We start from the raw sequence: 22,493 nt of genomic DNA on the forward strand, positions 1-22,493 counted from the left end.
GGCGATGAAGTCGTACTCGACGGCTATTTCGAAGAAGACCCCTATCCACCGCCACTCGATAACGCCGATGGCTATGGCCATATGATGGCCTATGTCGACGAACATAGCTTCAAGCCCAAGCTGCACCGCTGGCGGTTTAACCTTGCCGATGGAACGACGCGCGAAGAGCGGTTGGATGACCGGATCCTCGAATTCGGAATGATGAACCAAAGCTATCTGGGGCAGCCTTATCGATATGCCTATAGCACGACTTCTAAGCCCGGCTGGTTCCTGTTCAACGGCTTTGCAAAGCACGCATGCTGACGGGCGATTCATGGTCCCTACAGCTTCCTGAGGGCGTTTATGGCAGTGAGGCACCCTTTGCTTCACGTGTTGGCGCGGTGGACGAAGATGACGGCTATCTCGTCAGCTTTGTCACCGACGAAAATCGTGGGACATCCGAATGCATATTGATTGATTGCAAGCGTTTTGAGGAAGGCCCTGTTTGCCGGATTGCCCTCCCGCATAAAATCAGCAGCGGTACACATGCGCACTGGGCGGAACGATCCGTCCTTTAAATTGGGGCATTTTTGGAAAACGACTTTCGTTAGCGACTGTGTTCGCAATTGGCGCAGCACGCAGTCCTGCTCGATACGGTCTCGGCGGTAAATTCCCTGGTAGCAGGGAAATTGCAGGGATTTAATCAACATTTAAACGACGATTTTGGGTGTGGAATATGTTTAAGCGGGCCAAAATCAAAGATTTGGCGGATAGCTCCAGAAAAAGGCGCAGGGAATTTTTTTGCAAGTTGTAGGGAAATGTGACGGAGCGATCAGGGATAATCTGCTCCAGTAGCAGGGACCGTGCAGCAATCACGACGCGAGAGAATTCGGCTCCGAAAAAGGGGACGATACGTGTATCATCTACACCACGCCTTGATGGCCTCGTTTCCAACATTAGGGCTAATCAGCTTTTCTGGAGCTCGGCGGAAATGCCCCTCAGAAAATATTTTTAGAATTGGCTGTTGCATTCAAAATTGATTGCAGGCTTAATAATGACATCGCCACATGGCTCGGCGCCCAAGAGATTAAGGACTGCGGTCCACTGACCTTGAGGCAATCGCGAAATGCGCTCCGATGCATGCACCTTGGAAGGATAAGCGTGTTGATTACTGACCTATGGGGTTTCCCCTAGGTCGGATGATTTGCGCTATGATCTCCTGGAGGATCAATGCGCCTGTTTTAACCTTCGCGATTTTCGCGAACAAAAATGGGAGTTTATGAATTGGCTTTTACGATAGACAAAACCAAGGCAGCCCTGAATGCGAAGTCAAAGGCCCATAAAAAGCTCATGGGCCATAAAGTTTCGCTCGCAGCGATGGCGGCATCAGCCCCGGAGAACCTCATAGGTGAGATGAAACTTGAACGGCTGCCCATCAAATCCCTGGAGGGCTTGAAAAGGCGGGTCCGTAAAACCGAGGCGGACCAGTTTGAACGGGTGACTAACAGTCTTCGCACCCACGGACAAAAGGTTCCTATCCTGATCAGCGCATCGGGCAAGATCATCAACGGCCATATCGTAGCCATGGCATTAGGGAAGTTAGGTGCGACAGAAGTTTGGTGCGTTGTCGTAGACGACCTTGACGAGCGCGAGCTTGAACTTCTTCACGTGACGCTCAATCGCCTGGGTGAAACCGGTGACTGGGATATCGAAGCGCTTGGCCCATTGCTTATTGAGTTTGACGATTGTGGTTTTGATGTAGGCACCACAGGATTTAGCCTGCCCGAGCTTGATATCATCATGACCACAGGCGGGCAGGCAGGCGAGAGCGATGACAACGTCATACCGCCACTGCCAAAGATACCGGTGACACTACCAAATGATCTGTGGCATTTAGACGACCACCGTATTCTGTGCGCGGACTCTACCGATCCCGTAAGCTACACGATTGTTCTGGGCGGCGAACGTGCGGACATTGTGTTTACCGATTGTCCGTGGAATATCCCCATTGAAGGCTTTGTAAGCGGGCATGGCAAGACAAAGCACAAAGACTTCAAAATGGGGGCAGGGGAACTTTCCGCAGAGGATTTTGCTTCGTTCTGTAATCAGTTTCATCAGCTGTGCGCGAACCACTTGGGCGAGGGTGCTGCTTTTTACTCCTGCATTGATTGGCGGTCTGTTGACCTGATCATGGCTGCTGGCAAGCTAGCCGGACTTCGGCACACCAACACGATCATATGGAACAAGGGATCCGGATCTAACGGGTCTCCATACCGGCCAGCGCACGAACTTATCGTGATGTTTGTCAAAGGCAGCAAGCTTGCTGTCAACAATGTCGAGATGGGCAAGCATGGCCGTGACCGAACCAATGTCTGGTCCTACCCTGGCGCCAACCAACGGGGATCCTCCGCCGCAAAGGCGCTGGAACACCATCCGACGCCAAAGCCAATAGAGATGGTCGAAGACGCGCTCAAGGATGTCAGCAAGCGCGGCGCATTGGTGCTCGATGTGTTTTTGGGGTCTGGCACGACGCTGCTCGCTGCGGAACGCAGCGGGCGACGCGCCCACTGCATCGAGCTTGATCCTGCCTATGTAGATGTCGCAATCCGGCGATGGGAAGAGATGACCGGCAAGGAAGCTATCCACGCAGGGTCAGGCAAAACATTCGCGCAAATGGCAAAAGAACGGGCGACACAATCACAGCAGCACGCAGCGTAAAACGGATAATTGGGGGCATTTATCATGAGCACGGAAAAGAATGGTGGGTACGGAAAACCGCCCAAGGTACATCAATGGCAGCCAGGGCAAAGCGGTAATCCATCGGGAAAGAAAAAGGCGGCTGCCAAAACATGTCTGCCGCTACCCGAAATGTTTGCAGAAGAGCTTGCCCGCGGCATTAATTTTTCCGAGAACGGCAAGTCCAAAACGGCACCAACAGCGAGAGCGCTAGTTCGATCGTATATTCACAGTGCCCTCAAAGCTCCGCTCAAGCAGCAAGGCGAAGCTATTAAACTGCTTATGGCATTAGGCGTTTTTGACATTCAAAATACATCATTTGAAAATTATGACGATGATTTCATACCTCCGTTTTCGGAGACTGAAAGACGTTACATTAAATTTATGGAAGACTTCATAAACGGAGAAGAGGACGGGAGCTTCGATGAGGGCACGCTGTGAAAGCGCCGTAGCGCGAAGGGCTTGGTGCACGCACACGTTCAATCAGAATACGTATAATGCACGCCGAGTTCATAAACGGCGACTGAGGGAACCCGGCCCTGAAGTTGCCGCATAGCAAACCAATGATGGTCAATGGTTCGGTCGGCCATCAGGCCAACGCCATGCTCCCAATAGGAAAGATATGCCTCCCCCCGATCATATGCATAGAAGTTGCCGTTACCTGCTGAACAATCCAGCGCATACTCCCAGTTGTTTTCGCGCATGTACAGGCCGTGTTCGGGGTCCGACTTATGTGCCATATTTATAATGTACCGCGCGCTCTTGGCGTCCAATGGCCGGAATGTTGCGACCCGCAACCGCCCGTTAGTTGTTGGACTGATTGCGGCAATGAGACTTTCGCCGCGTTGAATGGTAACAATCTTGCTGCGCAAGTCCACCGGGCCTAACTCTATCCACCAATCGTCGCCTGTGGCAGATAGGACAGGGCGCGGATCGTCAGGCGATAGGATCTGCACAAGACGATCCATTGCCGGCTCAAGTTCCGTCCAGTTGGTGTTGCCCTTACCGCTGCGCTGCTGAAGGTGGAATAGCATGGATGCGAAGGGCCAGCCTCCATCGCCGCTGATCGTGCCTTCAAAGGTATTAAGAGACATTGGATAGAAAATGTCAGGCAATTCGTAATCGGCCAAAATCTCGGGTTTAAGGCGGATCTCGATTATGGTCATTCCACCGCGCCCAAGAATGGGTAAATCTTGCACCAATAACTACCGCTAAATGATGTTGGATAGCGTCTTACCATGTGACGATCGTTCACTCTGTTGCCAACCAAAGTCAAGTCAACAATAGGTAATTAAACGATTTTATATGATTTTAGCCGATCCTCGAAAATTTTTGGTGGGCGTCGGTCGATGACCGCTTCGCCCGCACTTGAGCGCTAAATGAGTTCAGGTGGCCTTGTAGACCCGGTGGTATCGCTCCGTGTTCCCCAATGTGCACATTGATACGAAGAAAGCGTCGGTTGATGAGGTTAAGACAATGTGTGGCGACTACAGCGTCTGTTCGACCTGAGCGCTTTGTGGCAAGCGCTATTTTCTGCTCGATATTCTCCGCGAACGGCTCCAGTTTCCTGACCTCGAGCGGGCTGGGTACCATCAGCGTGAAAAGTGGGACGCCAATCTTGTCATCGTTGAAAAAGCCGGGTCGGGCATCAGTCTCTGCCAGAATATCCAGCGTCACACTCTCAGACTTTGGATCCAGCCTATTGCCCCATTAGGGTCCAAGCAGGACCGCGCTTCACAGCGGTCGCCGAAATTTGAACGCGGCGAGGTCTTCGTACCCAATGAAGCGCCATGGTTGAAAACATTCGAGGAAGAACTGATCAGTTTTCCGCATGTCAAACACGACGATCAAGTCGACAGCGTCGTGCAATTTTTGGCGGCGGTCGATACGGGAAGACTATTGCATTTCGCAGATATCGCTAGGCGGTGATGCCGATGCACACATGCGATGTAATCAGATATCAGATATCAGCATCGGCATAACGCGATCGCGGCTTTGCGGCCAATGTCGGGCACTTGCAAATACAACTTCGTGACTGCTGGTGGTGATGACTGAGTAATCCATCCGGTCGCCAGCCAAGCCATTGTTGGGATCTAGTCGACGCTGGTTCCGCATGCATTGTTCCAATGAATTCCCCGATAATAATCGGCATAAAGACGATCTGTTCGGATAGTGGGTATGCAAATGATGCCTTAGGCCTGAATGTGGCATAGTTAATCGTGAAGGCACTTCAATGAACAATGTGAGCGTAGAAGACTCACTGCAAATCTTCAGACATTCGCGCCGGATTTAGAAGTTCAGAATCTTGGCGAACAATCTCCATAAGCCAAGCCTTGCCGGCTTTTATGCGTTCGAGCGTTCGGTTATCTTTATGCGTCACCAGCCAAAAGTTACGGCTAATTGTGCTCTCTGGAAATATTGGTTCCAAGGTTGGATCGATATCACCAATAAAGCAGGGAAGTACGCCTATTCCAGCTCCCACTGCCACTAACCTGTGCTGAGCAATGATGCTTGAAGACCGGATGTCAGGCTTCAACCCGGCTACCAAATCATCGAGATAGTTAAGCTCCGGCGCATAAAGCAAATCTGGTATATAGCCGATGAGATGGTGCTCTGCGCCCAATTTATCTAGCGCCGTGGGAACGCCGTGCTGATTTATATATGCACGGCTGGCATATAAGCCCAGCTTATAGCTTGCCAGCTTTTGCGCGATTACGTGCCCAGCCTTTGGCCTTGAAAGCACCACGGCAATATCAGCTTCACGTTTGGAAGGGCTTAGGAAGCCGCTGCTCGCAACAATATCAAGCCGGAGGTCGGGATGACGTTCTACGAAGGCCGGTACATGTCGCGTCAGAAACCACGATCCAAATCCTTCCGAAACGCTAATGCGAAGAGTTCCGCTAAGGCTTCGGCCACCTTGAGATTGTGGTTGGGCGGACTCTGCTGCTGCTGCCATTACTTCGATAGAGGCAAACAGCTTTTCGCCTTCTTCAGTGAGCGACTGACCTTCGCGGGTTTGCTCAAACAAGGTGTAACCGATTTGACTTTCAAGGCGTCGGATTCTGCGACCTACGGTAGTAGCATCCACGTGTAGTTTCTTGGCAGCCCGAGCAATTTGCCCAGTCTGTGCAACGACAATGAATGCCTGATAATCGTTCCAGTCAGATACCTGCATAATTGCAGGCGTGGCTAGCATTAATACATGTTGCCTGCAATTAATGATTGGCGCAGTTGAACGCTATTCCTTTAAAGAAAGAGCACCAACATGCGTCAAATCGATCATTTCATCAGCGGCGGTGCGGGTGCCAGCTCGGCGCGTTTTGGCGACATCATGGACCCCAACAATGGCGTGGTGCAGGCGCGTGTGGCCTTGGGCAATGCAGCGGTGCTTGAGCGGGCGGTGCAAGCGGCATTGGCGGCACAACCGGCGTGGGCAATGACCAACCCGCAACGCCGCGCGCGCGTTATGTTCGAGTTTAAACGCCTGGTTGAGGCCAATATGGACGAACTGGCGCATATGCTGAGCAGTGAGCATGGCAAGGTCATTGCCGACAGCAAGGGCGACATTCAACGCGGCCTTGAGGTCATCGAATTCTGCTGCGGCATTCCGCATGTCCTCAAGGGCGAACATACCCAAGGCGCCGGCCCCGGCATTGATGTGTATTCAATGCGCCAGCCCATCGGCATTGGCGCTGGTATCACGCCGTTCAACTTTCCTGCGATGATCCCCTTGTGGATGAGCGGTGTTGCGATTGCGACGGGCAATGCCTTCATCATCAAGCCAAGCGAGCGCGACCCAAGCGTTCCTGTGCGCTTTGCCGAACTGTTTATCGAGGCTGGCTTGCCCGCAGGTATCTGCCAGGTTGTGCATGGCGACAAGGAAATGGTCGATGCCATTTTGGATCACCCGGCGATTGGCGCGATCAGCTTTGTCGGCTCCTCCGACATTGCGCATTATGTCTACAATCGCGGCGTCGCCAACGGCAAGCGGGTGCAGGCGATGGGCGGCGCGAAGAACCATGGCATCGTCATGCCTGATGCGGACCTTGACCAGGTGGTTAATGATCTGGCGGGCGCGGCCTTTGGCTCGGCAGGTGAACGCTGCATGGCGCTTCCGGTCGTCGTCCCGGTTGGCGATGAGACTGCAGAGCGGCTAAAGGCCAAGCTGATCCCAGCCATCGCGGCACTGCGCATTGGCATCTCTACCGATGCAGAAGCGCATTACGGCCCGGTGGTCACGCAAACGCATAAGGAAAAGGTCGAAGGATGGATCCAGACCTGCGCTGATGAAGGAGCAGAACTGGTGATCGATGGCCGTGGCTTTACGCTTCAGGGGCATGAGAAAGGCTACTTCATTGGGCCGACCTTGTTCGATCATGTCACGACCGACATGGAAAGCTACAAGGAAGAGATCTTCGGACCCGTCCTGCAGATGGTGCGCGCTGCCAATTTTGAAGAAGCCTTGTCGCTTGCGAGCAACCATCAATATGGCAATGGCGTAGCGATCTTCACCCGCAACGGCCACGCCGCCCGGGAATTTGCTGCCCGCGTCAATGTGGGCATGGTCGGCATCAACGTGCCAATTCCGGTTCCTGTCGCGTATCACAGCTTTGGCGGGTGGAAGCGCAGCGCCTTTGGCGACACCAACCAGCATGGCATGGAAGGCGTGAAGTTCTGGACCAAGGTCAAGACAGTGACTCAGCGCTGGCCGGATGGATCACCTGACGGCGGCAACGCGTTCGTCATTCCAACAATGGGATGAGGACAAAATGTTGAATGGCTGATGCGAGTGATCTCCTCTCTCCTCTTTACTCGTAACAAGGGCGTTGCCCCTCAGCCGATCAGCGAGGCGGAGCAATATACGTATTGCTCCGCCTTTTGAACGCACATCGAATTCCTAAGGGATAGGATGCTATGCAAAACCAGTTTGAACTCACCGACGATCAAGTCGTCATCCAGGATATGGCGCGCAAATTCACCGCGGACGCCATCACGCCCTTCGCTGCGGAATGGGACGAAAAGTCGCATTATCCGATAGATGTGTGGAAAGCCGCTGGCGAACTCGGCTTCGGCGCGATTTATGTGTCCGAAGAATCAGGCGGCACGGGCCTTGGCCGGTTGGAAGCGGCGCTGATTATGGAGGCGATGGCGTATGGTTGCCCCACGACCAGCGCGTTTATCTCGATTCACAATATGGCCGCGTGGATGATCGACTGCTTTGGCAATGCGGAGTTGAAGGCGCGCTGTTTGCCTGACCTTGTGTCGATGCAGAAAATCGCCAGCTATTGCCTCACCGAACCCGGCAGCGGGTCCGATGCTTCGGCGCTGAAAACCAGCGCGCGGCTTGATGGCGATCATTATGTGATTAACGGCGCGAAGCAGTTTATCTCCGGTGCTGGCTATAATGATGTCTATGTCGTGATTGTCCGCACCAGCGAAGAAAAGACCAAGGGCGTCACCTGCCTTGTCGTTGACAAGGACACGCCGGGCCTGAGCTTTGGCGCGCCGGAGAAGAAGCTTGGCTGGAACGCCTCGCCCACCGCGCAAGTCATCTTCGAAGATTGCCGGGTGCCGGTTGCCAACCGTGTCGGCGCAGAGGGCGATGGCTTCCGCTTTGCCATGATGGGTCTGGACGGCGGACGGCTGAACATTGGCGCCTGTTCGCTTGGCGGCGCGCAGCGTTGCCTGGATGAGGCGATTGCCTATACCAAGGATCGTCAGCAGTTTGGCCAGCCCGTGTCCGAATTTCAGAATACGCAGTTCATGCTCGCCGACATGGCAACCGATCTGGAGGCCGCGCGCGCGTTGCTCTATATCGCGGCGGCTAAGGTCACGGCCAACGCACCCGACAAATCGCGCTTTTCGGCGATGGCCAAGCGGCTGTCGACCGACAGCGGCAGCGAAATCGTTAATCAGGCGCTTCAGTTGTTCGGCGGCTATGGTTACCTACGCGATTATCCCATTGAGCGTTTCTGGCGTGATCTGCGCGTCCATTCGATCCTCGAAGGCACCAATCAGGTCATGCGTATGATCATTGGCCGAGACTTGTTACGCCAATGACCGTTAGTCCTTCGCTAGCTGGAGCTTCGGCGCGGATAAACGCAATACGACGCGATGTGCTCGGTGCCGATTATTCGTTAGAAAATTCATGTTATTCGAATTCGTTGCGAATGAAGTTGTCCGAACGGATCGAAGACGAAGTGGGCAATGTCCCCCTGGTATTTGCAAAATTGGTGGAAAGGCATCGCTCATTTAAGAACCCAGAGAGTTGCCAGCGCCTACTTGCGGCGCAAATGGTGATGCGTTCATCGGTTCGTCCCCTTTATGATGATCCGTTGATACAAAGGCAATTTCCTCAGCTGACGCGAACAGTCAATCTCGATCAAAACATTCTTGATCTTGCGGGACTTGGGCTAATCCGAGCTGATAAACTTGCTGTCTTAAATTGCTTGCCCCATGGTTTTATAAACCGTCTCGGCTGGCTCTATATTTCAGAGTCGTTAGCTCAGGTGGGCCCTATCTGGTGGAAAATGGCGAGAGAGTTGGAATTCACCGAAATCGTGTCAGACTTCCATGTGCCACCGCGTGCAGATAATTCATATCGATGGCTACTATTGACCGAAACATTGGATAATCTCTCTCTTTCTGAAGTTGAGGAAGATCGCGTCTTCGCCGGTGCTCGGTCCGCGATCAGTCTTTTTGCCAAATTGATTAGGGATTCCGATGAGCTGCGTCTCCAGCATCGGGTGGGACAGGGCCAGTGACCGACGACATTCTGCTCAAAGTACACGGCCATGCCGGTTTCATCAGCCTGAACCGGCCATCGGCGCTTCACGCGCTGACCTTGCCCATGGTGCATGCAATGACCGAGGCGCTGCTGACTTGGCGGGAATCCGACGCGGTCAAATGCGTGGTGATCGATCATGCCGAAGGACGCGGCTTTTGTGCAGGCGGCGATATCGCCTTCCTGCGCAACTCAGCGATTCATGATGGAGGCGAGTCTGGCCGGAAATTCTTCCATGACGAATATCAACTCAACCATTTGCTGTTCACGTTTCCAAAGCCAATCGTGGCGTTTATGGACGGCATCACCATGGGCGGCGGCGTTGGCATAAGCCAGCCTGCGCGTTTTCGCGTCGCGACCGAAAACACGAAATTTGCGATGCCAGAAACGGGCATTGGCCTGTTCCCTGATGTCGGTGGCGGCTGGTACCTGTCGCGGCTGGAAGGACGTGTTGGCCAGTTTCTGGCGCTGACGGGTTCGCGCATTGCAGGGGCCGGATGCCTCGCGCTTGGCCTTGCCACGCATTATCTGCCCAGCAGCGCGCTGGCCGACGCCAAGGCACGGATTGCCAGCGAAGATGTCGAGCGGATCGACGGCATTTTAGGGACATTGTCGGAAACGCCGGCGCCGTCCAAGATTGTCGAGACATTGTTTCAGATTAACCGCCATTTTGCCTCTGACCAGTTGGAAGATATTCTCGCCAGCCTTGAGGGCGATGAGAGCGAGTGGGCGATGCGTGAGCTGGCGACGCTGCGGTCGAAAAGCCCGCAAACCTGCAAGGTTGCGCTGCGCCAATTGTCGCAGAGCCTGATGCTCACCGACTTTGCCGATAATATGGCGATGGAATATCGGATCGCGAGCCGCGTCATCGTGCGCCCCGATTTTGCCGAGGGCGTGCGCGCGGTTATCGTCGATAAGGACAATGCGCCCAAATGGGACCCCGCAACGCCCGAGGGTGTGACCGAAGACCTGATTGACGCCATATTCGCAGCCTTGCCGCCGCAAGAAGAATGGAAGCCCCTATGACATATGAAACAATCCTGGTTGAACAACGCGGCGCAGTGACGTTGATGACGCTGAACCGGCCACAGGCGCTGAATGCGTTGAACAGCCAGGTTTTGGCTGACCTTATCGCGGCCTTTGCGGCGTTTGATGCCGATGATAGCCAAAGATGTGCCGTCCTGACGGGCAGCGAAAAGGCATTTGCGGCAGGCGCGGACATTAAGGAAATGTCATCGCAGTCCTTTGCCGACATGTACGGTTCGAATTTCTTTGCAGGCTATGACCGCGTGACCGCGACACGCAAGCCTTGGATTGCGGCCGTGAATGGCTTTGCGCTTGGCGGCGGATGCGAATTGGCCATGATGGCGGATTTCATTATCGCGGGCGACAATGCCAAATTCGGCCAGCCCGAAATCAAGCTGGCGGTTACCCCCGGCATGGGCGGATCGCAGCGCCTCACGCGCGCCATTGGCAAGGCCAAAGCGATGGAAATGTGCCTGACGGGCCGGATGATGGATGCCGCAGAGGCGGAGCGTTCTGGCTTGGTCGCCAAGGTCGTTCCGGCGGCGGATCTGGTGGAAGAAGCGATTAAAACCGCGACTGCCATCGCCGCTATGGCGCCCTTGGCCGCAATCGCGTGCAAGGAAATGGTGAACGCCGCGTTTGAAACCACATTGCAGCAAGGCATCGTGTTCGAACGCCGGTTGTTCCATGGACTGTTTGGCACTGAAGATCAGAAAGAAGGCATGGCGGCGTTCGTTGAGAAACGGCCGGGGAATTGGATAGGAAAATGATCATGAAAATTGCGTTTATCGGGCTTGGCAATATGGGCGGCGGCATGGCTGCCAATCTGGTTAAGGCGGGGCATGCGGTGAATGCCTTTGACCTGTCGGCCGAAGCTTTGGTACGCGCGCAGGAAAATGGGTGTGCGACATTTACGTCTGTGCGTGAGGCTGTCGATAGCGTTGATGCGGTCGTATCGATGCTGCCCAACGGTAAAATCGTCGCCAACGTGTTTGAAACCGATGTCTTGGGCCATGCACCCAAGGGTGCGATCTTGCTCGATTGTTCGACGATCGATGTCGATACCGCCCGCAAGGTTACGGCGGATGCTGTCGTTGCGGGCTATGATATGGTTGATGCGCCGGTATCGGGTGGTATTGCCGCTGCCAATGGGGGCACGCTGACATTCATGGTGGGCGGTACTGATACGGCATTTGCGCGTGCGGAGCCGATCTTGTCGGCGATGGGCAAGGCGGTCATTTATGCCGGCGGGTCAGGTGCCGGACAAGCGGCCAAGATTTGCAACAATATGCTGCTTGGCGCGTCCATGATTGCAACCTGCGAAACTTTTGCCATGGCGGAGAAGCTGGGATTAGACCTCCAAACCTTTTACGACATTTCGTCCAAAGCCTCGGGCCAGAATTGGTCGATGACCAGCTATTGCCCGGTTCCCGGCGTTGGGCCGACTTCACCTGCCGACAATGATTACGAGGGCGGCTTTGCGACAGCGCTGATGCTGAAGGATCTGAAGCTCGCCATGGAGGCTGCCCAATCCGTGAACGCCGATGTCCCAATGGGCGCGCGGGCGGCGGAGCTCTACGATGCCTTCGACAAGGCAGGCGAAGGCGCAGTCGATTTCTCGGCCATTATAAAAAAATTGGCATGAATTTGGCGGCGCTAAAGCCACACCAACAGAAGCAATGGCTTGGCCGCATAGCCTCATCTAAGAGACGCATGAGAGCCTAAAGTGCGAAATTGAAAGCATCCAAAAGCATGCAGGTGGCCATGCTGGGATCAAGCAAGGTTATGCTTAGAAAAACCGAAACCCGTTATATTCTTCATTGGCGACACGCTCTAAAATACGTCGGTAACCGCGAACGCCTCCGGAATAAGGCATGAATACCCGAGGCTTTCCTTCAACTTCAGCACCGGTGTAGTAGGATGCTGCCTTGGGATAGAGTGTTTCGTGGGCACGGGCGTTCACATGTTCAACCCATTCCAGCTCTGCCTCTTGGGTGGTTTCAATAGCGGCACTGCCTTTTGTACTTGCAAATCCTATCAAGTCGCTGAGCCAATCAACTTGCTGTTCGATTGACAAGATTACATTGCTGAGCAGCGATGGGCTACCGGGACCGACAAGAACGAACATATTCGGAAAACCGGACACCCCAAGCCCAAGATAGTTCACGGGACCAGATGCCCATTTCTCGCGGAGGGTCTCACCGTTTCGCCCTTTTATTTCTGGGCGGAGTAATGAACCCGTAAACGCATCAAAGCCTGTTGCGTAGATGATGACGTCGAGCGGATATTCCCGCTCTGTGGTGCGTAATCCATCCGGACTAATGTCCTTTATAGGCGACGACTTAATATCCACTAGCGTGACATTTTCACGGTTGAACGTCTTAAAATAATTACTGTCAACCGACGGCCGCTTGGCACCGAACGGAAAACCTTCAGGTGTTAGCAACTTGCGCGTAACAGGATCATCAACCTGTTGAGCAATCTTTTGTCGGATGAAGTCGGCCGCGGTAGCGTTCGATGCATCGTCGAGCAGAATATCTTTGTAGGCAAGCGCAAAACCAAAGCCAAGGCGGTTCCAAGCCGCCTCGTAGACGGCCTCCCTTTCTTGCGGTGTTGCCTCTAAAGCTGAAACGCCATTGGGCACAAAACCAAGGCCGCTCGGCGAATTCAGGGCACGCTGCCGCCGCGCGGCATAGTCCGCCTTCACGGCGTTGTCTTCCTCGTCAGAGACCGGCGCATTTGCTGCCGGGATACTGAAATTTGCCGATCGTTGAAAAACGGTTAAATGTTCGGCCTGAGCGGCAATAACGGGCGTCATTTGAACGCCTGATGAGCCAGTACCGATAATTCCAACTCGTTTTCCTCCAAAGCTAATGGGCTCGCGTGGCCACGCCGCGCTGTGATAGATATTTCCTTTAAATGTCTCTTGTCCGGGATAATTGGGTTGTTTGGTGGTCGACAATTGGCCCACAGCCATGATGAGATATTGGGAATCCCATTCCTGTCCGTCTTGCGCGGTAACGCACCAGCGGTTGCTGGCTTCATCGAATTTGGCGCGTTCCATTCTTGTGTTAAATTCTATGTCGCGACGAAGGTTGAAGCGCTCGGCTACATGATGAATATAAGATAGCACCTCGGGTTGGGTTGCGTAACGTTCGCTCCATCGCCATTCCTGTTCAAGCTCGGGCGAGAACATGTAGGAGTAATCGTAGCTTTCTACATCGCATCGTGCACCTGGATAGCGGTTGTGGTGCCAAACACCGCCGACATCGTCGCTCGCCTCGATAACGGTTGCGGATAAACCTAATTGTCGAAGGGCATAAAGCGCACGCAACCCACCCAGGCCAGCACCTACGATAACGACATCACATTTTTTCATTTCTATCACCGGCTTGTTAAAGTGCGTAATACTGTTGACCAAGTAACTCGTAATCGATGCCCATGTTGATCACGGTTTACCGATCGGTAGCCCAATAATTATCAGGCGGTTCGATAAAATCAACAACATTGTTGACGGCATCATTGGGCGTCGGTATTTGGAATTAATAGTTGGCGATTGAGAGGGAATGTGCATGATGGAGCCCAATGCCTTTTTGGATGACAAGGCTGCTGGAGTAACCATTAGCGAACTCGTGACTCCTGAAGCCCGCCAAGCGGCAATATCAGCTCGTTTTCCCGAGTGGATCCCGCGGACGATTGATGAGATGTTTGATGCCGCGGCCACCGAATTTCCCGATCGTCCTTACGTCATCACAGATGATCGGATATGGACTTACCGAGATATGCAGGAGTGGTCACACCGTCTTGCAAGTGGATTAAGCGCAATAGGCGTAAAGCGCGGAGATCATGTCGCACTTGTATTTGCAAACTATCCTGAATTTGTTGCCCTAAAGCTTGCTATCGCCCGCGTAGGGGCGGTTGCCGTACCAATTAACATACTTAACCGTCGCGACGAGCTTGGGTATGTGCTGGCACAGTCGGATGCCGTGCTGCTGATCACGATGAATACATTTCGCGACCTTGATTATCTCTCGATGTTAGATGAGTTAATACCAGGATGGGAGAAAAATGGCAGCAGTACAAAGTTGCCTCTCCTTCGCAACGTGATTGTTTTCTCGACCGATGGTCAGCCTAAGCGGGCGTCTGCTGCATATTTTGACGTTCTTGAATCGGGTCCGGCAACTAAGTTTGAAGTGAGCGGCGCGAGGCCGGATGATGTCGCCGACATCATCTATACATCTGGCACTACAGGTGCGCCGAAGGGGGTTATGCTGACCCATGATCAGGTCCTTCGAACGGCTTATGGCAGCGCTTACGCCCGCGCATTTGAAGATGGCAGACGGATCGTCTTTTCGTTGCCCATGTACCATGTTTACGGTTACGGCGAAGGGATGCTTCCGGTGATGTTTGTCGGCGGCGCGATAATCCCGCAACTGAAATTTGACGCAGCGGCGATGCTCACCGCCATTGAGCAACACCGTGCGACCGATGCATTGCTTGTACCTACGATGACCATAGCTATGCTTGATACTGCGAAAGCCGGGGATTATGATCTTTCGTCGTTTTTTGCGGTCATTTCGTCGGGAGCCCGTGCACCGGAGCGCGTGTGGAATGACATTTTTGCAGTTTTTGGCGTTTCCCAAATTTCGACCGGATACGGCATGACTGAAGTTACGGCGTCTTCAACTGTCACGCAGCCAAACGATCCGATTGAACGGCTCCTAAACACAAATGGCCGGATGCGCGATGTGGGCGTTGCGGGCGATCCGGAGAACTACCGTCGCCTTGTTAATTACCGAGTGGTTGACCCCGAAAGTGGTCACGTTTTGTTGCCCGGTTGTGTCGGAGAATTGCGGGCAAAGGGACTTGGGGTCACACAGGGCTATTACAACAAGCCCGAAGAGACAGCAGCATTGTTCGATAGTGAAGGCTGGCTCCACACCGGGGATCTTGGGAAAATTGATGGCGATGGTTACATCTATCTCGTCGGTCGGTTGAAAGAATCTTATCGTTGTGGCGGTGAACAGGTATTGCCTACGGAGGTGGAGGACCTGCTAACGTCGCATCCGTCGGTTTTGCAAGCCCATGTTGTACCGGTGCCGGATGTTCGGATGGGCGAAATCGGTGTCGCTTTTGTTGTTCCCGCACAAGGCGCGGCGGTGACCGTTGAAGAGCTTCTCGCGCTGGTTCAGTCGCGCATGGCCCGGTTCAAGGTACCCAAATATCTGTTTCTTGTGGATGCGGCGGAGATTCCCACCACCGCTTCGGGACGAGCAAAGAAATTTCAATTATCCGCAAAGGCGATCAGCATGTTGAATGCGATATGACAGGTAGCTCAAACCAACCGCCACGCGTTGCGGTCGTTACGGGCGGCGCGCGGGGCATCGGGGCTGGAATTGCGCTGCGTCTGGCACAGGATGGGCATGATATTGCGGTAATTGACCTAGATGCCACAGCTTGCGCCGAGACCGTCCGAGACATCGAGGGACTAGGTCGCCGCGCTTTCGCTGTCGGCGCGAATGTTGCAGATGAAGCTGCGGTGCAGGAGGCAATCTCCAATATCGTTTCGGCCCTAGGACCTCCCACAATTGTCGTTAACAATGCTGGCATTTTGCGTGATCGAACCATTGGTAAAATGAGTATCGATGACTGGGATAGCGTCATCAATGTCAATTTACGCGGCACATTCTTAGTAAGCCGCGAAACACAATTTCACATGCGTGCAGCCGGCTGGGGCCGGATCATCAACTTATCGAGCACGGCTGCCCTCGGCAATTTGGGCGAAAGCAATTATGCCGCGGCCAAGGCCGGCGTTCAGGGACTGACGAAAACGCTCGCAATCGAGTTGGGGCGATATGGTATCACTGCAAATGCCGTCGCGCCCGGTTTTGTGGAAACGGCGATGACTGCGGAAGTAGCGGAGCGAGTGGGCATATCATTCGATGAAATGAAGCAGCAAGCTGTCCGTGCAACGGTTGTTGGCCGCGTCGGGCAACCCGAAGACATTGCAAACGCGGTATCGTTTTTCGCAGATGAGCGTTCGGGCTTTGTCACTGGACAAATTCTATACGTAGCCGGAGCACCGCGCGGATGAGTATGGCGGCTGGATTACATACCGACGGCCAATTTACGAAAAACCGACGATGTGCTTCGCCGGTAACAAATGACGGATCTCATGAGGGAGTAATCGTCGTCCTTCCGGTTGAAGCGGTATATTGACGGTGGTCGGCAAGCTCAGCGGCAAGACGGCAATTGTAACCGGTGCTGCGCAGGGTATTGGCCGCGCGACCGCCACTTTGTTTGCACAAGAAGGTGCACGTGTGATTGCGGTAGATGTCAACAGCGCCGCTCTGACTCAACTCCAGGCCGAGCATGGCTGCGAGGCCGTGGTGCTAAATCTCACTGACCGAAAAGCGATCGCTGAATTCGCCAATCGAACTGTCGCTGCCGATATCCTGTTTCTGTGCGCGGGCTATGTTGCCTATGGTACTATCGAGACGTGCACTGACGACGAGTGGGATTTCTCTTTTGACCTGAATGTCACTGCCATGTTCCAGATGATACGTGCATTCATCCCGGGAATGATTGCCCGCAAAAGTGGATCAATCATTACCATGTCGTCGGTTGCAAGTTCAGTGCGGGGCGTCCCGAACCGTCTTGCTTATGCGTCTACAAAAGCAGCAATTATCGGCATGACAAAAGCACTGGCAGCTGATCACAGTTCGCAAGGCGTCCGTTGTAACGCGATATGCCCGGGAACCATTGACACTCCTTCGCTCGAGGCGCGGATGCGCGCTACGGGCGATTATGAAGCAACGCGCGCCGCATTTATCGCGCGCCAACCTGTCCAAAGGTTTGGGCTACCCAATGAAATTGCCGAACTTGCCCTCTATCTGGCGAGCGATTCATCATCGTTCGTAACTGGCCAAAGTCATGTCATCGACGGTGGTTGGTCAAACTGATACCGAAAGGTATCTCTTGTTATCAACACGTATGTTGAATATACTGACCAGATTATAAGGCGAGGTGCTGATTCCGATGACGATCAATAATTCGAGGCAGCATCGTGGTTAGCGTTTCACATTATCTTTCGGGCGTTAAGATTCTCGACTTGTCGCATTATGTTTCAGGGCCGTTTGCTAGCCTTTTGCTCGCTGACATGGGTGCAGATGTCATCAAGATTGAGCCGCCAGCAGGTGACCCAATGCGGCATTTGGGGCCCGGTGATGCCAAGGGCGATCCGCTGTTTTACGGCGCTCTTAGTGCAGGCAAATCAGTGCTTCACCTTGATCTTAAATCTGATGAGGGCTCTGCCCGGATGCAAGAACTTTTGGTTGACACGGATATTTTGATCGAAGGCTTTCGTCCCGGCGTGATGACACGTCTTGGACTTGATTATGCACGGCTAAGCGTATTGCACCCGTCGCTTATATATTGTTCGATAAGTGGATATGGCGTGGACGCTCCACTTTCGGCTGCCGCCGGGCATGACGCTAATTACCTCGCCACAAGTGGTATTCTGCATAGGAACGGCACGACTTCGCCACATTTTTTCGATCCGCCGATAGCCGATATGTCGGGCGCTCTGTTCGCTGTGATTGCGATTTTAGGTGCGCTTAATGCACGAAGCCGGACGGGCAAAGGTGCGCATATCGAACTTGGCCTTGCCGATGCGTTGATGCCTCTTCAACTAATGCAGATCGCTGAATGGGGTGCGAATGCTACGGTGCCTACGCGGCAATCAACCTATTTGAATGGCGCTGCTGCATATTATCAGGTGTACGCAACCGCAGATGCAAAGCATGTTATGTTGGGGGCAGTTGAGCCTAAGTTCTGGCTAAATTTCTGTGAAGCGGCTGGTCGTCCGGATTGGGTTAAGCGGCATGATGACCAGCTACCGCAGCATCGGTTGATTTCTGAACTTTCAAACTTCTTTGAACAGCATGAAGCGGTGGCCATTTGTCGTCGTTTTGAGGGTATAGAATGCTGTCTTTCACCCGTTCTTGATTTGGGAGAGGCGCTTCAGTCGCCGCAAACATTGGCGCGCGGTTTGGTGAAATCGGACGGGGGGAGACTGCAGGCGCTCTTCCCAGCTTATTTCGATGGAAAGACGACCACGGCGCGTCCCCCACTGCATAGGCTTGATCCCGCATGATACCTAACGTGGATGTCTTGATTGTAGGCGCGGGGTTTGCCGGTCTTTATGCGCTCCACAAAATGCGGGAAATTGGCGTTAGTGCATCGGTTATCGAGATGGCCGACGATGTTGGCGGCGTCTGGTACTGGAACAAATATCCGGGTGCGCGCTGCGATGTCGAAAGTATGCAATATAGCTATTCCTTCTCGGATGATTTGCAGCAGGAGTGGCAATGGACCGAACGTTATGCGCGCCAGCCGGAGATTTATGCGTACCTGCGTCATGTAGCGGACCGTTTTGACCTTCGACGATCAATTTCGTTTGGAACGACGGTGGTCTCCGCTACATTCGACGATGCTGACCAATGCTGGCGGGTCGGTACCGATAAAGGTGACAATATCGCTGCACGCTATTGCATCATGGCAAGTGGCTCATTGTCGGTATCGCGTTTACCAGATTTACCGGGCATCGAAAATTTTGCAGGGCCAGTGTTGCATACCGGAAACTGGCCCGACAATGTGCCAGATTTCGAAGGACAACATGTCGCGGTCATTGGAACGGGATCGTCGGGGGTTCAGACCATTCCCCAGATTGCTCAGCGGGCCAAGCATCTGGTCGTATTTCAGCGTACACCGAATTTCGTCGTTCCCGCCCGCAATCACCCGCTCGCCGAAGAATGGCAAGCGCGATGGAAGTCTGAATATCCAGAAATGCGGGCCCAAGCCAGGCAGGTGGGTACCTTATATGACTTCAGTGATACGCCAGCGTTGTCGGTAAGCCCGGAGACGCGCGAAGCCGAATATCAGCGGCGATGGGAAAAAGGCGGCGTCAATTTCGTCCATGCCTTCAAGGATATCATGACCGATATCGCGGCGAACCAGACTGCTGCAGACTTTGTGCACGAGCGTATTCGTCAGGCGGTAAATGATCCTGTTATTGCAGAGCGGCTCTGCCCCAAAAATTATCCTTTGGGGGCTAAGCGAATTTGCGTTGGATCCGAATATTATGAAACCTATAATCGTGACAACGTGACTCTGGTGGATTTGCGCGAGACGCCGATTGTTAGCGTAAATGGGCAGTCAATTCGGACATCCGCCGCGAACCATGCAATCGACATTCTAATTTGTGCGACGGGTTATGATGCCCTGACTGGGGCATTGATGCGCATCGATATCCGGGGGCAGGGAGGAGTATCGTTGGCGGAAAAATGGTCTGAAGGGCCGCGCAACTATCTCGGGCTCATGAGTGCTGAATTCCCCAACATGTTCATCATTACAGGTCCCGGGAGCCCCTCAGTTCTGGTAAATATGGTTGTCGGGATCGAGCAGCATGTCGATTGGATCGCCGATTGCATCTTGCATCTTAAGGCGACCGGTTCGGCGGGCATTGTACCGCGGGTTGATGCTGAAGATAAATGGGTTCAGCGCGTAAATGACGAAGCTGCATCGACATTATTTACGCAAGCCGACTCTTGGTATTTAGGCGCGAACATTCCTGGAAAGCCGCGCGTGTTCATGCCTTTCGTGGGAGGCATCGGCCGATATCGTGCTATTTGTGATCAAGTTGCTGACGACGCTTATCCCGGATTTGAAACTTTGAAGGAGCATTGAAATGCCACTACATCCCCAATTACAGGCGATTGTCGATGCAGCCGCAGCATTGCCGCCCATGGAAACTGTTCTACCCGCGACGCTGCGCGCTGGTTATGAGGCCCAGACCGCGCGGCTTGCCCGACCTGATGTTGGCCATGTCGAAGATCGGATGATTCCCGGCCCGCGCGGCGATGTTCGAATCCGCATCTATCGGCCCGATATGCAAGACGGGCACGCAGTCGTTACGTACTTCCATGGCAGCGCATTTGTCATTTGCAGCATCGACACGCATGATGTTATTTGTCGCCATCTTTGTTTGGTTTTGAACGCAGTTGTGGTTTCGGTCGATTATGGCCTAGCACCTGAAGCGCCGTTCCCGGCCGGACCAGACGACTGCGAAGCGGCGACAATATGGACGGCCGAAAACGCAACAAGCATAGGCGGTGATCCGGCGCGGCTTATTGTTGCTGGCGACAGCGCGGGCGCAACAATGGCGACGGTGGTTGCGCGTAGACTGCGTGATGCTGGCGGTCCAAATCTTGCCGCGCAATTTCTGATCTATCCCGTGACTGATTATCCTGACCCTGCGCCTGCATCTTACCAAGAACGCGGCCAAGGGTGCGGGCTTACCGCCAGCGCAATGTGCTGGGGCTGGGACCTTTATATCCGTAATCAGGAGGACCGCTTTCATCCCGATGCGTCTCCGCTTCGCGTAGCTGATTTAAGTGGTCTGCCGCCGGCTTATGTAATTACGGCAGAATATGATCTGTTGCGGGACGAAGGCAAAGCCTATGCTGCGCGCTTATTGCAAGCGGGCGTCGATACTGCGTTGGTTCATTATGATGACATGAATCACGGTTTCATGGGTATGGTTGGTGTCGTTGATCGCGCTGACCAAGCGATGATTGCCGCAAGCGGCTGGTTGGCAACCAAGATATGACTCTGCATTTTGCTATCATCGGTGCCGGGGCAGGTGGGCTTTGCGCCGCGAAACATCTGACTGCACAAGGTATTGATGTGACTATCTTCGAGGCCGGATCAAGGGTCGGGGGGCTTTGGGTCTACAACAATGATAGCGGAATGAGCCCCGCATATAAATCTCTGCACATTAATTCGGAAGCAAAAGTCAGCAGCTTCGAGGATTTTCCGTTTCCGGATGACGCGCCGCTTTATCCCGACCATGCTGAAATGTGTCGTTATTTTGAGCGTTATGCTGCGCATTTTGATCTGACGCGAAGGATCAGATTCAGTAGCCGCATTTTGTCAGTGACGCCTATCAATGGAAAATTCGGTGTCGCGTTTGAAAACGGCGCAACCGAAATATTCGATGGGGTCGTTGTGGCTAGTGGTCACCAGAGTGTCCCGCGCCATCCTCCTCAAATTGAAGGTTATGGCGGCGACTATATCCATGCCCACACGTATCGTGTTCCGACACCCTATGCGGACAAGCGCGTGTTGGTAATCGGACCCGGCAACAGCGGCGTCGATATCGCTGCGGACATTTGCACTGTTACCGCACACACAGTCCTATCGGCGCGCTCGCCTGTACTGATAATGCCCCGAATGATGTTCGGTGTTCCGAATTCGCGGACATTGTCAAAACTCGAACGATCTTTTTTGCCCTGGAGAGTGCGTGTTTGGATCCGCACAACATTGACGCGATTTTTCCATGGCCGAATGGAGCAATGGGGCTTTCGGACCCCTAAAACGCGAACGCACCCAATAAGCCATCCGACTTTGATATCGCAAATTGCCTGGGGACGGGTGACAGTCAAACCAGGTATCGCTGCCATTGAGGGTAAGGTGATCCGGTTTACCGATGGCAGCGCAGACACCTTTGATGCGGTAATTGCCGCGACGGGATATAATACCGCGATCCCATTCCTGCCGGATGAAATTTCTCCCGTTGAAAGTGAAACTACGCATGTCGCGCTTTATAATCGCGTCGCTCATCCACGCATCGACGGTCTTTACTTCATTGGCTTTTTCGATGTGACCGGAGGAAGCAACATCCGGATGATGGACGATCAAGCGGAATATATTGCAGCGCTTGTTACCGGTGCAGTGAAGCGTCGATCCGAAAACGAGATGCTGTCCGCAATCGAGGAGGAACGGGTGTGGGCGGCGCGGCAGTTTCCGGATTCACCGCGCTACGGGTTAGAACTCGACCCCCGCCGCTATCGAAAACGCCTTGCGCTGGACTATGCGCGTAATAACGCTAAACGGTCCGCCTGACATG

At 53.7% G+C, this 22,493-nt stretch carries 20 protein-coding genes and 1 pseudogene; 17 read left to right on the plus strand and 4 right to left on the minus strand.

Annotated elements, in window-relative coordinates:
* The first annotated feature begins 84 nt into the window (after positions 1 to 84).
* From Q0O33_RS06560 to Q0O33_RS06570, 3 genes and pseudogenes are all read left to right on the plus strand, one after another.
* Positions 85 to 557 (plus strand): annotated as a pseudogene (locus Q0O33_RS06560) (carotenoid oxygenase family protein).
* Between the two features lie 706 nt (positions 558 to 1,263).
* A complete protein-coding gene (locus Q0O33_RS06565; protein ID WP_295497493.1) occupies positions 1,264 to 2,697 on the plus strand; it encodes a DNA methyltransferase in 1,434 nt (477 codons plus the stop codon).
* A gap of 24 nt (positions 2,698 to 2,721) precedes the next feature.
* Positions 2,722 to 3,156, plus strand: a complete 435-nt coding sequence (locus tag Q0O33_RS06570) for a DUF5681 domain-containing protein (protein WP_295497495.1) — start codon at positions 2,722 to 2,724, stop codon at positions 3,154 to 3,156.
* Positions 3,157 to 3,194: 38 nt separating this feature from the next.
* Here the strand turns inward: Q0O33_RS06570 and Q0O33_RS06575 are convergent, their stop codons facing one another.
* Positions 3,195 to 3,881 (minus strand): hypothetical protein, encoded by a 687-nt coding sequence (locus Q0O33_RS06575; RefSeq protein WP_295497497.1) that lies wholly within the window; start codon positions 3,879 to 3,881, stop codon positions 3,195 to 3,197.
* A gap of 367 nt (positions 3,882 to 4,248) precedes the next feature.
* Between Q0O33_RS06575 and terL the strand changes: the two genes are divergently transcribed.
* Positions 4,249 to 4,644: a phage terminase large subunit gene (terL, locus tag Q0O33_RS10715; protein WP_366048387.1), complete on the plus strand. Its 396-nt coding sequence runs from the start codon at positions 4,249 to 4,251 to the stop codon at positions 4,642 to 4,644.
* A 24-nt stretch (positions 4,645 to 4,668) separates the two neighbouring features.
* Here terL and Q0O33_RS06580 read toward each other — a convergent pair whose 3' ends face one another.
* Complete coding sequence (locus Q0O33_RS06580) at positions 4,669 to 4,830, minus strand: hypothetical protein (RefSeq protein ID WP_295497499.1); 162 nt, start codon at positions 4,828 to 4,830, stop codon at positions 4,669 to 4,671.
* 142 nt (positions 4,831 to 4,972) lie between these two features.
* Positions 4,973 to 5,911, minus strand: coding sequence for a LysR family transcriptional regulator (locus Q0O33_RS06585; protein ID WP_295497501.1), 939 nt, complete (start codon positions 5,909 to 5,911; stop codon positions 4,973 to 4,975).
* 69 nt (positions 5,912 to 5,980) lie between these two features.
* On the opposite strand from Q0O33_RS06585, the gene Q0O33_RS06590 reads away from it, so the two are divergent.
* From Q0O33_RS06590 to mmsB, 6 genes are all read left to right on the plus strand, one after another.
* Positions 5,981 to 7,477 (plus strand): CoA-acylating methylmalonate-semialdehyde dehydrogenase, encoded by a 1,497-nt coding sequence (locus Q0O33_RS06590; protein ID WP_295497503.1) that lies wholly within the window; start codon positions 5,981 to 5,983, stop codon positions 7,475 to 7,477.
* A gap of 152 nt (positions 7,478 to 7,629) precedes the next feature.
* A complete protein-coding gene (locus Q0O33_RS06595) occupies positions 7,630 to 8,775 on the plus strand; it encodes an acyl-CoA dehydrogenase family protein (protein ID WP_295497505.1) in 1,146 nt (381 codons plus the stop codon).
* Between the two features lie 116 nt (positions 8,776 to 8,891).
* A complete protein-coding gene (locus Q0O33_RS06600) occupies positions 8,892 to 9,479 on the plus strand; it encodes a hypothetical protein (RefSeq protein ID WP_295497507.1) in 588 nt (195 codons plus the stop codon).
* Positions 9,476 to 10,525, plus strand: coding sequence for an enoyl-CoA hydratase/isomerase family protein (locus tag Q0O33_RS06605; protein ID WP_295497509.1), 1,050 nt, complete (start codon positions 9,476 to 9,478; stop codon positions 10,523 to 10,525). The genes Q0O33_RS06600 and Q0O33_RS06605 overlap by 4 nt, the downstream gene beginning before the upstream one ends.
* Complete coding sequence (locus tag Q0O33_RS06610) at positions 10,522 to 11,295, plus strand: enoyl-CoA hydratase (protein WP_295497511.1); 774 nt, start codon at positions 10,522 to 10,524, stop codon at positions 11,293 to 11,295. Before Q0O33_RS06605 ends, Q0O33_RS06610 begins: the two co-directional genes overlap by 4 nt.
* 2 nt (positions 11,296 to 11,297) lie before the next feature.
* Positions 11,298 to 12,170 (plus strand): 3-hydroxyisobutyrate dehydrogenase, encoded by an 873-nt coding sequence (mmsB, locus tag Q0O33_RS06615; protein ID WP_295497513.1) that lies wholly within the window; start codon positions 11,298 to 11,300, stop codon positions 12,168 to 12,170.
* A gap of 144 nt (positions 12,171 to 12,314) precedes the next feature.
* Here mmsB and Q0O33_RS06620 read toward each other — a convergent pair whose 3' ends face one another.
* Positions 12,315 to 13,904 carry an NAD(P)/FAD-dependent oxidoreductase gene (locus Q0O33_RS06620; RefSeq protein WP_295497515.1) on the minus strand — a complete coding sequence of 530 codons (1,590 nt, stop codon included), beginning with the start codon at positions 13,902 to 13,904 and terminating at the stop codon, positions 12,315 to 12,317.
* 193 nt (positions 13,905 to 14,097) lie between these two features.
* Here Q0O33_RS06620 and Q0O33_RS06625 point away from each other — a divergent pair, with 193 nt between their 5' ends.
* The 7 genes from Q0O33_RS06625 (at position 14,098) to Q0O33_RS06655 (ending at position 22,489) form a co-directional block, all read left to right on the plus strand.
* On the plus strand, positions 14,098 to 15,852 hold the full coding sequence (locus Q0O33_RS06625) for an AMP-binding protein (RefSeq protein ID WP_295497517.1): 1,755 nt from the start codon (positions 14,098 to 14,100) through the stop codon (positions 15,850 to 15,852).
* Complete coding sequence (locus Q0O33_RS06630; RefSeq protein ID WP_295497519.1) at positions 15,849 to 16,619, plus strand: SDR family oxidoreductase; 771 nt, start codon at positions 15,849 to 15,851, stop codon at positions 16,617 to 16,619. Before Q0O33_RS06625 ends, Q0O33_RS06630 begins: the two co-directional genes overlap by 4 nt.
* A gap of 127 nt (positions 16,620 to 16,746) precedes the next feature.
* Complete coding sequence (locus Q0O33_RS06635) at positions 16,747 to 17,487, plus strand: SDR family oxidoreductase (RefSeq protein ID WP_295497590.1); 741 nt, start codon at positions 16,747 to 16,749, stop codon at positions 17,485 to 17,487.
* Positions 17,488 to 17,591: 104 nt separating this feature from the next.
* The gene (locus tag Q0O33_RS06640) at positions 17,592 to 18,680 is read left to right on the plus strand and encodes a CoA transferase (protein ID WP_295497521.1); all 1,089 of its coding nucleotides are present in this window, start codon (positions 17,592 to 17,594) and stop codon (positions 18,678 to 18,680) included.
* Complete coding sequence (locus Q0O33_RS06645) at positions 18,677 to 20,272, plus strand: NAD(P)/FAD-dependent oxidoreductase (RefSeq protein WP_295497523.1); 1,596 nt, start codon at positions 18,677 to 18,679, stop codon at positions 20,270 to 20,272. Before Q0O33_RS06640 ends, Q0O33_RS06645 begins: the two co-directional genes overlap by 4 nt.
* Before the next feature lies 1 nt (position 20,273).
* On the plus strand, positions 20,274 to 21,194 hold the full coding sequence (locus tag Q0O33_RS06650) for an alpha/beta hydrolase (RefSeq protein WP_295497525.1): 921 nt from the start codon (positions 20,274 to 20,276) through the stop codon (positions 21,192 to 21,194).
* Entirely contained in the window at positions 21,191 to 22,489 is a 1,299-nt protein-coding gene (locus Q0O33_RS06655) for an NAD(P)-binding domain-containing protein (RefSeq protein ID WP_295497527.1), read from the plus strand. Before Q0O33_RS06650 ends, Q0O33_RS06655 begins: the two co-directional genes overlap by 4 nt.
* The last annotated feature ends 4 nt before the right edge of the window (positions 22,490 to 22,493 follow it).

The sequence above is a fragment of the Sphingorhabdus sp. EL138 genome (genome assembly GCF_945862485.1).
GTDB lineage: Bacteria > Pseudomonadota > Alphaproteobacteria > Sphingomonadales > Sphingomonadaceae > Sphingorhabdus_B.